At 65.4% G+C, this 12927-nt stretch carries 12 protein-coding genes; 7 read left to right on the top strand and 5 right to left on the bottom strand.

The window, feature by feature from the left end; genetic code table 11:
- The first annotated feature begins 105 nt into the window (after positions 1-105).
- On the top strand, positions 106-3657 hold the full coding sequence (locus ACW7GZ_RS05710; RefSeq protein WP_457008312.1) for a methylmalonyl-CoA mutase family protein: 3552 nt from the start codon (positions 106-108) through the stop codon (positions 3655-3657).
- A gap of 35 nt (positions 3658-3692) precedes the next feature.
- Here the strand turns inward: ACW7GZ_RS05710 and ACW7GZ_RS05705 are convergent, their stop codons facing one another.
- Positions 3693-4652, bottom strand: a complete 960-nt coding sequence (locus ACW7GZ_RS05705; RefSeq protein WP_457008311.1) for an HNH endonuclease — start codon at positions 4650-4652, stop codon at positions 3693-3695.
- A 261-nt stretch (positions 4653-4913) separates the two neighbouring features.
- On the opposite strand from ACW7GZ_RS05705, the gene ACW7GZ_RS05700 reads away from it, so the two are divergent.
- Positions 4914-5297 carry a hypothetical protein gene (locus tag ACW7GZ_RS05700; protein ID WP_457003351.1) on the top strand — a complete coding sequence of 128 codons (384 nt, stop codon included), beginning with the start codon at positions 4914-4916 and terminating at the stop codon, positions 5295-5297.
- Between the two features lie 139 nt (positions 5298-5436).
- Here ACW7GZ_RS05700 and ACW7GZ_RS05695 read toward each other — a convergent pair whose 3' ends face one another.
- From ACW7GZ_RS05695 to ACW7GZ_RS05680, 4 genes are all read right to left on the bottom strand, one after another.
- Positions 5437-6813, bottom strand: a complete 1377-nt coding sequence (locus tag ACW7GZ_RS05695; RefSeq protein WP_457008309.1) for a tetratricopeptide repeat protein — start codon at positions 6811-6813, stop codon at positions 5437-5439.
- Between the two features lie 204 nt (positions 6814-7017).
- On the bottom strand, positions 7018-7380 hold the full coding sequence (locus ACW7GZ_RS05690; protein WP_457008307.1) for a hypothetical protein: 363 nt from the start codon (positions 7378-7380) through the stop codon (positions 7018-7020).
- Entirely contained in the window at positions 7338-7787 is a 450-nt protein-coding gene (locus ACW7GZ_RS05685) for a Fic/DOC family N-terminal domain-containing protein (RefSeq protein ID WP_457008305.1), read from the bottom strand. The genes ACW7GZ_RS05690 and ACW7GZ_RS05685 overlap by 43 nt, the downstream gene beginning before the upstream one ends.
- A gap of 107 nt (positions 7788-7894) precedes the next feature.
- Entirely contained in the window at positions 7895-9058 is a 1164-nt protein-coding gene (locus ACW7GZ_RS05680; RefSeq protein WP_457008303.1) for a threonine aldolase family protein, read from the bottom strand.
- Between the two features lie 252 nt (positions 9059-9310).
- Here ACW7GZ_RS05680 and ACW7GZ_RS05675 point away from each other — a divergent pair, with 252 nt between their 5' ends.
- The 5 genes from ACW7GZ_RS05675 to ACW7GZ_RS05655 all read left to right on the top strand — a co-directional run bounded on the left by ACW7GZ_RS05675 (position 9311) and on the right by ACW7GZ_RS05655 (position 12826).
- Positions 9311-9901, top strand: coding sequence for an NADPH-dependent FMN reductase (locus ACW7GZ_RS05675; RefSeq protein WP_457008301.1), 591 nt, complete (start codon positions 9311-9313; stop codon positions 9899-9901).
- A 122-nt stretch (positions 9902-10023) separates the two neighbouring features.
- The gene (locus ACW7GZ_RS05670) at positions 10024-10932 is read left to right on the top strand and encodes a restriction endonuclease (RefSeq protein ID WP_457008299.1); all 909 of its coding nucleotides are present in this window, start codon (positions 10024-10026) and stop codon (positions 10930-10932) included.
- 65 nt (positions 10933-10997) lie between these two features.
- Positions 10998-11477: a hypothetical protein gene (locus ACW7GZ_RS05665; protein WP_457008297.1), complete on the top strand. Its 480-nt coding sequence runs from the start codon at positions 10998-11000 to the stop codon at positions 11475-11477.
- Positions 11478-11678: 201 nt separating this feature from the next.
- On the top strand, positions 11679-11954 hold the full coding sequence (locus tag ACW7GZ_RS05660) for a hypothetical protein (protein ID WP_457003366.1): 276 nt from the start codon (positions 11679-11681) through the stop codon (positions 11952-11954).
- Positions 11955-12121: 167 nt separating this feature from the next.
- A complete protein-coding gene (locus ACW7GZ_RS05655; RefSeq protein WP_457008295.1) occupies positions 12122-12826 on the top strand; it encodes a class I SAM-dependent methyltransferase in 705 nt (234 codons plus the stop codon).
- Positions 12827-12927 lie beyond the last annotated feature (101 nt).

Below are 12927 nucleotides of genomic sequence, written 5' to 3'. Positions count from 1 at the left end.
AGGCAGACGGGGCAGGCCGTTTCCCGGGCCGATCGTCACGCGGAAGCGCCTGCGAGGGCGCGGGTTACAATCGAATGAATCCGTTTTCGCCCCTGGAACTGCCTCATGAGCGTCCCCGCCAGCCACCCGATCGCCACCGCCCGCGCCGAAGCCGCACCGCTGCGCTTTGTCACCGCCGCCAGCCTGTTCGACGGCCACGACGCCGCGATCAACATCATGCGGCGCCTGATCCAGTCACAGGGCGCGGAGGTGATCCACCTCGGCCACAACCGCTCGGTGGAAGACGTGGTGCGCGCCGCGCTGCAGGAGGATGCCGACGCCATCGCACTGTCCAGCTACCAGGGCGGCCACGTCGAATACATGAAGTACATGGTCGACATGCTGCGCGAGCACGGCGCCGGCCATATCCGCGTGGTCGCCGGCGGCGGCGGCACCATCACTCCGGAAGAGATTCGCGAGCTGCAGGACTACGGCGTCGAGCGCATCTACCACCCCAACGACGGCATGAAGCTGGGCCTGGTGGAGATGATCGAAGACGTGGTGGCGCGGGTCACCGCCGCCCGCGAGCAGCGCGGCCAGGCGCACCTGCCGCCGGCGGATGACGTCATCGCCCGCATCGGCCCGTCGCACGCGGACCCGGACCAGGTCGCCATCGGCCACGCGCTGTCGGCGATCGAGGCTGGCACCTACAGCGAGTCCGAATTGACCGCCCTGCGCAAGCAGTGGGCCGTCGGCACGCACGCGCCGGTGATCGGCATCACCGGCACCGGCGGTGCCGGCAAGTCGTCGGTGACGGATGAGCTGCTGAACCGGTTCCTGGCCAGCTTCCCCGAGCTGCGCATCGCTGTGGTCTCGGTGGACCCGACCCGCCGCCGCACCGGCGGCGCGCTGCTCGGCGACCGCATCCGCATGAACTCCTTGCGGTCCCATCGCGTGTACATGCGCTCGATGGCCACGCGCCGGCAGAACGTGGCCACCAACGCCGTGCTCAAGGACTGCATCGCCTATCTGCGCGGCCTGGGCTTTGGCCTGGTGATCGTGGAGACCGCCGGCATCGGCCAGTCGGACTCGGAGATCGTCGACATGGTCGACTTCCCGATGTACGTCATGACCAGCGACTACGGTGCCGCCAGCCAGCTCGAGAAGATCGACATGATCGACTTCGCCGAGCTGATCGTGCTCAACAAGTACGACAAGCGCGGCGCCGAAGACGCCCTGCGCGACATCCGCAAGCAGTGGAAGCGCAACCGCGTGGCGTTCAAGACCGCCGACGAAGACGTACCGGTCTATCCCACCATCGCCAGCCAGTTCAACGACCCCGGCATCAGCTGGATGTTCGCCAACCTGTGCCGCCTGCTGCGCGAGAAGCTGTCGCTGCCGGCCGAACGCTGGACCCCGAACCTCGACACAACGCTGAAAGAGCCGCGCGCCACCGTGCTGATTCCCGGCGCCCGCGTGCGCTACCTGGCCGAAATCGCCGAGCAGGGCAGGGCCATCAACGCCAGCATCGAGAAGCAGGCCGAAGCCGCGGATCGTGCGCAGGCGTTCTGGCAGTCGCTGCACGAGCTCGGCGATGAAAGGCTGCCGAACGCGCTGGACCTTTACGCCGCCGCCGACGTGGCGCCCGAAGGCGCGAGTGACCGCAGCCTCCTGACGCTGCGCCAGCGCTACAACGACGCGCTGCAGTCACTCACGCCGGATTCGTTGAACCTGCTGCGCGCCTGGCCGCAGCGGCTGAAGTCGATCACCGACGAGGTCACCGAATACGAAGTACGCGGCAAGGCGATCCGCGTCGAGAATTACCGCGAGTCCCTGAGCCACCAGAAGATCCCCAAGATCGCCGCGCCCACCTACAAGTCCTGGGGCGAGCTGCTGACCTTCCTCGGCAAGGAAAACCTGCCGGGCTCCTATCCGTACACCGGTGGCGTCTACCCGTACCGCCGCACCGGCGAGGATCCGATCCGCATGTTCGCCGGCGAAGGTACGCCCGAGCGCACCAACCGCCGCTTCCATTACCTCTCCGTCGGCCAGCCCGCCGCGCGCCTCTCCACCGCGTTCGACTCGGTCACGCTGTACGGCGAGGACCCCGCGCCGCGTCCGGACATCTACGGCAAGATCGGCAATTCCGGCGTCAACGTGCCCACGCTCGACGACATGAAGAAGCTGTACTCCGGCTTCGACCTGTGCGCGCCCACCACCAGCGTGTCGATGACCATCAACGGCCCCGCGCCGATGATCCTGGCGATGTTCATGAACTGCGCCGTCGACCAGCAGGTGGAAAAGCATCTGAAGGCCGACCCCGCGCGCTGGGCCGCCGCCGAACAGAAACTCGCCAAGGTGTTTGAAGGCAAGGAGCGCCCGCGCTACCACGGCGAGCTGCCGCCCACCAACGACGGCCTGGGACTTGGCCTGCTGGGCGTGACCGGCAACGAGATGGTGGATGCCGAGACCTACGCCCGCATCAAGGCCGAGACGCTCAAAACCGTGCGCGGCACCGTGCAGGCCGACATCCTGAAAGAGGACCAGGCGCAGAACACCTGCATCTTCAGCACCGAGTTCGCCCTGCGCATGATGGGCGACATCCAGCAGTACTTCGTCGACAACGGCGTGCGCAACTTCTACTCGGTGTCTATCTCCGGTTATCACATCGCCGAAGCCGGCGCGAACCCGATCAGCCAGCTCGCCTTTACGCTCAGCAACGGCTTCACCATCGTCGAGTACTACCTGGCGCGCGGCATGAAGATCGACGACTTCGCGCCCAACCTGTCGTTCTTCTTCTCCAACGGCATGGACCCCGAGTACACCGTGATCGGCCGCGTGGCCCGCCGCATCTGGGCGCGCGCCATGCGCGAGCGCTACGGCGCCAACGAACGCAGCCAGATGATGAAGTACCACATCCAGACCAGCGGCCGCAGCCTGCACGCGCAGGAGATCCAGTTCAACGATATCCGCACCACGCTGCAGGCGCTGTACGCGCTGTTCGACAACTGCAACAGCCTGCACACCAACGCCTACGACGAAGCCATCACCACGCCCACCGAAGAGAGCGTGCGCCGGGCCGTGGCCATCCAGATGATCATCAACAAGGAGCTGGGGCTCAACTTCAACGAGAACCCCTGGCAGGGCAGCTTTGCCGTCGACTACCTGACCGGCATGGTGGAAGAGGCCGTGTACAAGGAGTTCGAAGCCATCAGCGAGCGCGGCGGCGTGCTGGGCGCCATGGACACCATGTACCAGCGCGGCAAGATCCAGGAAGAGAGCCTGTACTACGAACACAAGAAGCACGACGGCAGCCTGCCGCTGGTGGGCGTGAACACGTTCCTGCCGAAGGAGCACGCCGGCGAGATCGCCACCGAGATCGAACTGATCCGCTCGACGGAAGAAGAGAAGGGTCAGCAGATCGCCAACGTGGAGTTGTGGCAGCAGGGGCGCAACGCCCTGGCGCCGGCCGGCGAAACGTCACATGCGCATCAGGCGGCGGCGGATGAAGAGCCGGAGGTGGTGCATGACGGCCATGGCCTCGCGTACCTTCAGAACACGGCGCGGGAGAGGCGCAATGTGTTCGAGGCGCTGATGGAAGCGGTGAAGACGCATAGCCTGGGGCAGATCAGCCATGCGCTGTATGACGTGGGTGGGGAGTATCGGCGGAATATGTAGCCCAAAGCGCGGTAGCCACCGCATCAATCCACTAACTAGTACCCTTCCGACGATAGTAGGTTCGACAGAGCGTCGTGCGGTTCCTTGAAGTTCTTCTCAAACACCGCATTCCGGTGATAGTCGAGATAGGACCTTTGTTCGCCGCTGAAACCGCCGCAGCGGCGACCTTTGTTCAGGTCCAGTCCGATGCGCTCAATCACCTCTTTGGGAAGGTGATCTGAACGCACAAGCGCGCCACTGTCCTCGAAGGTGATCCAGCCCCGGTCGAAAAGCAGATCTGCGTGCGGGGTTAGCAGCAGCCCATTGGCACCATCCACACGTTCGTCCCCGCTTGTGCATTTCGACCAGGGCTTGATGTGGCTCGCGCGGAGAAAGCGAAGGTCTGCAACGCCAGTAAGACGGCATCGCTTTTCAACGTCCAAAAGCCGTCGTTTGAAAAGTGATTGCTTCACTCTGATCGCGCTCAGCTGGACGGAGACGGTTGCCGAGAGGTCGATGCCAGTTCGGGATTGCTCCGCCACAACGTCCAGGAATGGGCTGAAATCCGCCTCTACGGGTTTCAGTTTGAAAACGATGGCTTTGCGCGGAGGACCCCGGGTCGCCGGGACGTTGTCTTCCACGTAGGTATGGATGCAACGAAATTCGCCGAGGAATCGGTAGGGCTGTCCTTTCCCGAGGCTCTGGAAGGTGAGCAGCCTTTGGTTCTTCTCCACATGCTGACGGGTCGCGCGGTTGCCGCGCGTATCCTGCATATCTCCCTCTTGGCCCTCGCCGTAGTAGTGGAGAATGTTCTCGCCCGATTCGTCCTCCCAGTGGTCGCGGTACCCATGTTGGGCGCCCGCCTCGCCGGTGAACAGGATGACAAACGGTGAGTTTGCAGGCGTTGAGATTCCGCCCTGCATCTGCCCGCCAAGGCGGCCATGGATCTCCTGTTGGCGGTTGTAGAGAGCGCCAACTTCATAAGGCAGGTCTAAGAGCGGTTGAAGCCGTTGCATGGCGCTGCGAAGGTCCTACTGCTGATTTGAATCGGTAGGTGTTTCGCGCAGGGGGCGCTGGGCATGGCAAATGCCGCCTTGCGCTTCGTGCTCGCGCGTCTGCTTGTGGTTGATCCACCAATACCCCATGGCGCTCCCCTTTTGCCGCCGCGCCAGGGTACACCGATCGGCGGATAGAAAAAGGCCCGGGGCCGAGCCCCGGGTCGCACGTTCTGCGACCGCACCTGCCCAAGCTTGCCCGTTCTGACAAAGGGGATGGAAATGAGCGGTGTCATCGGGACAGCGAGTTTCAGCATCTTCGAATACATGTACCGCGACGCCGGCAACTTCAAGACGCACGGACGGCTGCTGCTGGCCGGGGCCAGCGATGAGGCAGAGGCCGCCATCCGCGGCTGCCTGGAGTGGGGCGACCAGTTCGTCGCGGAGCAGGTGCGGGTGCCGTCGCTGTGCGGTGAGCACTGGGAGGCGGTGGGCGAGGGGCCGTCGGAGCTCGACCATGCCTTCCATGAGTTCGTTGGGCTGCGGGCGATCCACGCGGGAGAGGCGAAGCCGCCGCCGTGGGGCTCGCTCGAGGTGCTGGTGGCGCGGATGCGCATCGCCGCCGGCCGCTGGGACGCCTCCCTTTCGCCGAACTGTGAGTTGTAGCGGGATTACACGTTGTCCTGTCGCTTTTCCCGCACGCATCCGGGCGGTGCTGCGCATTTCATAAGGCATTGCGTGCCTAGGAGACTGGAGCTTCGCTCAGTGTGGTGGCTTCGTGTGTCACGCGAGGCTTGCCCCGTGTTTAGGCGTCCGTAGCTTCTTCTTCATCTTCTTCTTCTGGTCCGCGCCACCACACATGTCCGTCCTCACGCGATGGGGGCTCGACTTCACGAGTCTCGATGCCCTGGATGTAGCGGTTCCGGCCCGACGCGGCCCAGTCTCCAAGCAGCTTCTCCACCGATTTCCGGCTCTGCGAGGCGATACCGAGGTTCCGGTCGGGCTGCCAGTCCTTCTCGTCGTCTCTGTCGTGTCGATGCGGGGCACCGTAGCTGCAGCGCATGCAGTAATGGCGCACGGTTTCCGTCCAGTCCTCCGTGTACCCGATGCCGGGAGCAGTGGCTTCCAGCAGCGGGCGCAGCTCCTGACTGCTTTCACAGTTGACGAACGCCACGAATGTCTGGAAATCAGACGGGATCAGGCGAGAGAGTTCATTGAACACGGGGACCTGGTGTTGTCCATCGAAACGATGGCCGGTGGTCGCGCCGTCGTGCAATACGATGTCGCCGAAGCGGTGGCCGCTCTCCTGGAGCGGCACGTTCAGCAGCCGCGCGCGCGCCGGGTCGATCCGGCGGGCAAACACGGTTTCTCCGCCGTGCCATGGATTGAGCCGGACCACGGCGATGCCGTAGTCGTCTTCGATGGGCCCTACGCCCTCGGGAACATTGATGCCGCACGCAGCCCAGAGCTTTCGCGCCTCGGGCCAGTCGCCAAGGCCTGTGGCTGCGATCGCTGCGTTCCAGAGCGGCGCTTGGTTCGCCTCATCGGCCAGTTCGATCGAACGCAGGTTGTGCCTGAGCGATATCGCCCAATCCAGCATGTACTTGTGTGCGAGCCCGCGCATGTAGTGGTAGTGGACGTCGCTGGGCTCAAGCTGCAGCAGGGCGTCGAAGTCGCGCGATGCGTCGACCAGCGCTCCGCGGTCCATCGCCGCGTAGGCGCGTTCGTGCAGCGCCTTGAAGTCATCATCCGTCATGCTATCGCCGCGTACGCGCCACTGAGGCGATTGCTGTCCTTCATCGACATCGTCCACTCCCCTGATCCTGCGGGAAGGATACCGCCCTTCGATGGGGCGTCCGCTGGCGGCACTGTCCGCCTGTCCGTAGCGCGCGGCCACTTTCCATCCGCCGGCACGTTGTCCAAGCCGAGCGCTGCTGCCCCCGCGCCGCACCGATGCCAACGTCATCGTCGGCACCTGGAACATCCAGAAGTTCGGCGGCTTCCATCCCGACTGGTCGGAGAACCCCGACAGCCCCAAGCGCAACTTGCGGGCGCTGGCCCTCATCGCCGAGGTGGTCCGCTGCTTCGACGTGATCGCGCTGCAGGAGGTGCTGCGCGACACCACCGCGCTGCACCATCTGATGACGCACTTCCTCGGGCCGCACTGGGCGGTGCTGCTCACCGACGTCCCCGCCGACCGCCTGCCCGAGCTGCGGCGCATCGCCCGCTTCACCGCGCAGGAGAAGCCAGGTCTCACCGCGCATCAGCGACCACCTGCCGCTGTGGGTGGAGTTCGCGACCGACCGCAGCGAGGAGGGCATGGCGCGGGTGCTGGGGGTGGATATCGATGGGCCGAAGCCGTTTGGAGGTGTGGCGGATTGAGGGCCTACTCGCGCTCCAACCGCGCAAGCACCTCCGCCGCATGGAACACCCGGTTCCTGCGCTGTGTCGGTTCCCTCAGGATCTTCCGCTCCACCAGCTGGTTGATGGCGCGGCTGGCGGCCACGAACGAGATGCCGTGCGCATCGGCCACCTTGTTGACGGTGACGACCGGGTGGCCCAGCAGGTACGTCGGCAGCTGGTGCGCGGTGGCATCGGCTCGCAGTCCGCTGAGTCGGCCCGCCCAGTCTGCCCGGATCAATTCGAGGTCGTTGGCGATCGTGATCGCGCTGTCGCAGGACTCGAGCACGGCGCGGCCGAGCAGCCTCAGCCAGGGAGTCCAGTCCCAGCGCAGCTGGATGTCCGCCAAGGCATCGTAGTACGCGCGCCGCCCCGGCGGACGGCGCCGAGGCCGAGATCCAGTGCCTGTACGTAGCGTTCCGTCACCGTGGTGTCGGCGGGCAGCCCGTCGCTGGAGTGCGTGGCCTCGTACTCGAACAGCTCCTGCAGCTGCGTGCGCGTGCCTTCGATCTGCGAGCTCTGCACCGCTTCGCGACGGGCCAGGGTGCGCGTGATCATGTCCACGTTGGGCAGGTGGCGGACGGTGGCCTTCAGCCGTTCCAGCGCCAGCATCGCTTCTGAAAGCTCCCGGCCGACCGCGGCCCCCTCGGGCAACCGGCGCGGGGTGGGCGGGGCGACCAGCGCGTGGCAGTGCGGGAGGTCGTCGCACTTGACCAGGTGGGGATGCAGCTTTGGGGCGAAGTCGGATCTGCGCATGAGGGTGGGCCAATGTTTAATAGGCCAAGGCGTTATTAAACTATATGCGGGCATCGTTCAACAACGATACCGCTTGTTCAACCTTGTGAGGCGCATTCCCGCTCTGATCAATCTGTCCGACCACCAGCTGCTTCGATGAACTTCCCAGCCAGGTATTCCGCTGATACCCGCAGCAGCGACGCATTGACCTCCATGGCAAACCTGCCGGTGTCCGGATGGCCGCGCGACAGGACGACACGCTGCGTTGCGAGACGTTCGCGGAGGAGGTCCGGCGCGAGCCCCGTCACTGTCATGAAGAACCGGCTGGTGCCGTGGGGGAGCTTTTCGAACGAGAACCGGCGGTCCTCCTGCAGCAGTGCGATCAGCCGGTCAGCGATCTGCCAGGACGTGGCGTAGTCCTCCAGGTAGCCGTCGATGAACCGCAGGGCCACCGCGGCCGCCGGCCAGGCATGGGGCAGGGCGCCGCCGAACATGCGCCTCTGGTGGTACAGCCCCTCGATGAAGCCGGCATCCCCTGCGAGGATCGCGCCGGAGGCGGCGTTGAAGTGCTTCCACAGCGAGACGTAAACCGTGTCGAACAGCGCGCTGTAGTCGTGGAGACTCCTGCCCGAGTGGAGTGGCAGGTTGAACATCCGCGCCCCGTCCAGGTGCAGGCGGATGCCGCGCTCGCGGGCGAGGCTGCTGACGCGGCGGAGTTCATCGAAGTCGGCCATTTCGTGATGGCGCCGACGCACCGGCGACTCGATCGCGATGACGCCGACGCGGGTCTCGACCCGTCCGGTGTCGGAGCGCGCCAGCCAGCGCTCCACGTCCTCGATGGGGAGGGTGCTGCCTCCTTCGGCCAGGGGCACGAGGTTCAGCCCGCTCAGGGTCTGCGCGCAGTCGCCGCTGTCGTTGTAGAGGTGGCTTTCCGCCTGCACGAGCACGCGACGATCGTCCCCGGCGAGCTTGCGCACCGCGAGGTGGTTCGCCAGCGTTCCGGTGGGCAGGTAGATCGCGTCTTCCTTGCCGAGCAGCCGGGCGAACTTGCGCTCCAGTTCACGGATGACGCCGCCCTGGGAGTAGTAGTCGGGTTTGAAGCCGTCCTCCGCCACGACCTCGCCCAACAGTGCTGCGTACTCGGCGGGGCTGAGCCCAAGCCCGTCGGACGCGAAGTTCACGCGCTTGAACAATGTCGCGGTGGCGTTTGCCGTGGCGGGTGTGCCGAGTACGGCGAACATCGGCGACGCGGCGGCAGCTCCACTCACGCCAAGGAAGCGGCGACGATCCATGTGTAGTCCTCAGGGCAGGGCGTGGCGGCAGCGACGCCTCCCATGAAGCATAACCAACGCCGTGGTCACCTCACCGGCAACGTTGCCGTGTTCTCGCGTGATTCAAACGGGCCACGGCGCTGCGCTATCTGATGACGTCGGCAGCATCGACTTCGCCGGGAGCCATTTGCGGGGGTGTTGGACTGAAGGCGCGCCCGGGCGTCGCGCATCAGGCATGCTTTGGGACGCTTTCACTACCGCCAAGGCAAGCTCATGTCCGAACGCATCCTGGTGTTCTACGGCTCCTACCGCAGCGACCGCATGGGCATCCGCCTGGCTCACTACTGCGTGCGCACGCTGCAGGCACGCGGCATCGACGCCGAGCTGATCGACGCCAAGGTGGTGGGTCTGCCGATGCTCGACCGCATGTACAAGGAGTATCCGAAGGGCCAGGCGCCGGAGGCGATGGAGGCGCTGGCCGGCAAGATTCGCGGCGCCGACGGCTTCGTGTTCGTCACTGGCGAATACAACTGGGGCATGCAGCCAGGCCTGAAGAACCTGACCGATCATTTCCTGGAGGAGTGGTTCTGGCGTCCCGCCGGCGTGGTCAGCTATTCGGCCGGGCGTCTGGCCGGTGCGCGCGCGAACGTCGCCTGGCACGGCACCTTGTCGGAAATGGGCATGGTGGTGATCTCAAGCACCGTGGAAGTCGGACCGATTGCAAAGACCCTGGACGATCAAGGGCAACCAGTCGATGCGGCCGGCAAGTCGCTTGAAAGGAGCTTTGCCCGCTTCGCGGATGACCTGGCGTGGTGGACCGAGGCCGCGCGGCTGCAGAGGGAGCGCAGGGCGACACCCTATTGAGCAGGAAACCACGGTGCCGGACATCACTGGCGTGACTTGGAGCGCGCGGGAGATTCCGACTCTGCTGGCCCTCTCATTGGCACGTTGCCTGCTTCCCGCTAAGGGAAGACCGGGGGGGAAGCATGGACATCGGGCTGAAGCGCGTCAAAGCGCGCCGCAAGGATGCTCTGGCAGGGGAAGCATGGGAGCGGATCGAACAGCTGTTGGCGGACTATTACCGCGGCCAGGGCTACGCGGTCGATCACTGCGGAACGGGGGCGCGGCGCACGCGCTTCGACGGTGGGGTGGACCTCCGGCTGCGCCGGGACGCGGACATCATTGTTGTCCAGTGCAAGCATTGGAACGCGTACAAGGTGCCGCACAACGAGGTCCACCAGCTGCTCGGCATCATGGTGAACGAGCAGGCCACTGGCGCGATCCTGGTGACCAGTGGCGAATTCACAAAGGCCGCCATCGAGGCAGCAAGCCGCCACGGTCACGTCCAGCTGATCGACGGCGACGACTTGCGCGAGATGTTGGGGCCGCTTTACGGAGATGGCCGAGGCGCGCCCGGACAGGAACGGGGGCAGCTCGATGGATGGCGGGCTTCGCCCGCCACATTTGGTTCCTACGCCGCCGAGCGGTTGATCTCGGCCGCCGAGGATCGGGTCCGGCACGGCGGAAAGGGACGTGGAAGGTCAATTGTTGCCGCCAGTGCATGGGCGGGGCTGGGGGCGATCCTGATCAAATTCGTTCTGGCATTGGCGCTCATTTACTTCGGGACCATGTATCTGCAGCGGGCGGTTCGGAACATGGCGCCGGCGTCGCACGCTGCCACAAGCCGTTCTGCACCGCAGGAATCAGCTCCGCCAAGAGCGGACAGGCAAAGGATGCAGCAGCGGGAGGCGCAAGCGGCGATTGTTCATCAGCCGGCTCCGCGGGATGTTCAAGAGTGGCGTCGGCGCAATGCCGAGTCCATGGAGATACTTGGCGAAACCACGCCCGAGCTGCCGGTGGATCCACGGCGGCGGCGTGTGCATGGCACGCCATAGCGACGTGATTGATTTTGTTGCTTCTGCCTCTACGCGGGCTCTTTCAATTCTCAATGGGGAAAATCATGCGATATCTTGCTATTGCCACCGTGACGACGGCCGCGCTTGCCCTGTCTGCCTGTGCGACATACCAGCCGGGCGACGCCAGTCGTTCCGATCACCTGAAGCGTTTCGAGCCCGTGGCCGGCAAGACCAGCCTGTACGTGTGCCGCGAGTCGGCGCTGCTGGTAGCGCGCGGCGTGAAGACTGTGGTGTTTGTCAACAACACCCCGATCGGCACCTTGAAGACGAACAGCTTCGTGCATGCCGAGCTCGAGCCGGGACAGCAGGGCGTGCTCCTGCGTCATGACGGAATGAGCTCGGGCAGCGGCGGCTTCATGACCATCAACACCGAGCCGGGCGAAGTCCGCTACTTGTGGGTCGGGGTGACAGGCAACGGCTGGGGCGTTTTGACCGTCGACGACTTCGACAGCCTTGATGAGGCGCAGAAGTGCGTGCGCGATGCCGAGTATTCGGTCCTCGGGCAGGAGCCGGATGACGATTGATTGCCCGAGCTAGCCCGACGCGGAGTGTAAGGAGGCCGGAGCGTTATTAAACTAGATGCCGGCATCGATCCAGTGTGTTGGTATCGGAAGCCGGAAACGGGATCCGGGTCATGCTTGTCATCGATATTTCATGCGTTGTGCACGGTTCGCGCCATTGGCGCTGGATTAGGGTGGGGCTCCCAACCAAGCAAGGAGAGTGCGATGAACAAGTGGACCCTTTCTGCGGCGGTCGTCCTGATGGCCGCCGGCTACAGCGCGGACGCGATGGCTGCGCGGCACTACATCCAGGTGATCGGCGAGTCTTACGGTCGCAGCGCCGAAGAGGCGGTCGACAACGCGTGGCGCGACGCCGACAGGAAGTGCTACCTGAGCTGGGGCCAGTCCGACCAGGACATCACCGTCCTCGATGAATGGATCGACCCGGCGACCGGCTATCCGCATGCCCGGGTCTCGCTGGGCTGCACGCAGGACGACTGACCGTCACCGGGGAGGGCGGGCATCGGCCCGCCTTGCCCCCGCGCCTGCACCCGGCCTCACCGCGAGATCTCGAACACCGCCGACACCCCGTTCCCCGACTGGAGAATAGCCCAGCCCGCCCCCCGGTCGGTTCCGGCTGTAGCCTGCGGGCGGTTAACATCGCCTGCATGGATGCTACCCAGATCGTCGAACTGTTCGACCAGCAGGCGCCGGGCTACGACCAGCAGTGGTCGCGCACCGCCGCCATCCGCGACTGCCTCTACTTCCTGCTCGATCCCATGCTCGCCGGGCTGCCTGCCGATGCACGGGTGCTGTGCGTGGGCGTGGGCACGGGCGTGGAAATGGCGCACCTGGCGCGGGCGTTCCCGAAGTGGACCTTTACCGCGCTGGAGCCATCGGGTCGGATGCTCGAGGCCTGCCGTGCGCGCGCCGCGGAGGAAGGGTTTGCCGATCGCTGCCACTTCCACGAAGGCTTCGTCGACTCGCTGCCGGCCGGGGCGGACTACGACGCCGCCACCTGTTTCCTGGTGTCGCAGTTCCTTGTCGACCGCGTGCAGCGCGTGCGCTTCTTCGCCGACATCGCCGCCCGCCTGCGCACCGGCGGCCTGCTGGCGAGTTCGGACCTCGCCTCCGACGTGGCTTCGCCCGCTTACGGGGTGCTGCTGCCGGCCTGGCTGCGGATGATGTCCGCGGCGGAGGTGCCGGCAGAGGCCATCGAACGCGTCCGCGTCGCCTACACCCGGGACGTGGCGGTCCTGCCGCCGGCGGAGGTGGCATCCATCATCGCTTCCGGCGGCTTCGACACGCCGGTCCAGTTCTTCCAGGCCGGGCTGATCCATGCCTGGGTCTCGCGGCGCGGCGCGGTCGCCTGATCGCTGCTTCTGCTTCGCCAGCCAACCCGGCGAGGCTTGAGTCGATATGCCGGCCCACTGATTGCAGACGCTGGGAAGCGGCTACCTGTGGGCAATTCGCT

This window comes from Luteimonas sp. A537 (assembly GCF_054052065.1).
Note: the sequence above shows the minus strand (reverse complement) of the source record. Positions and strands in the feature narration are given on the sequence as shown.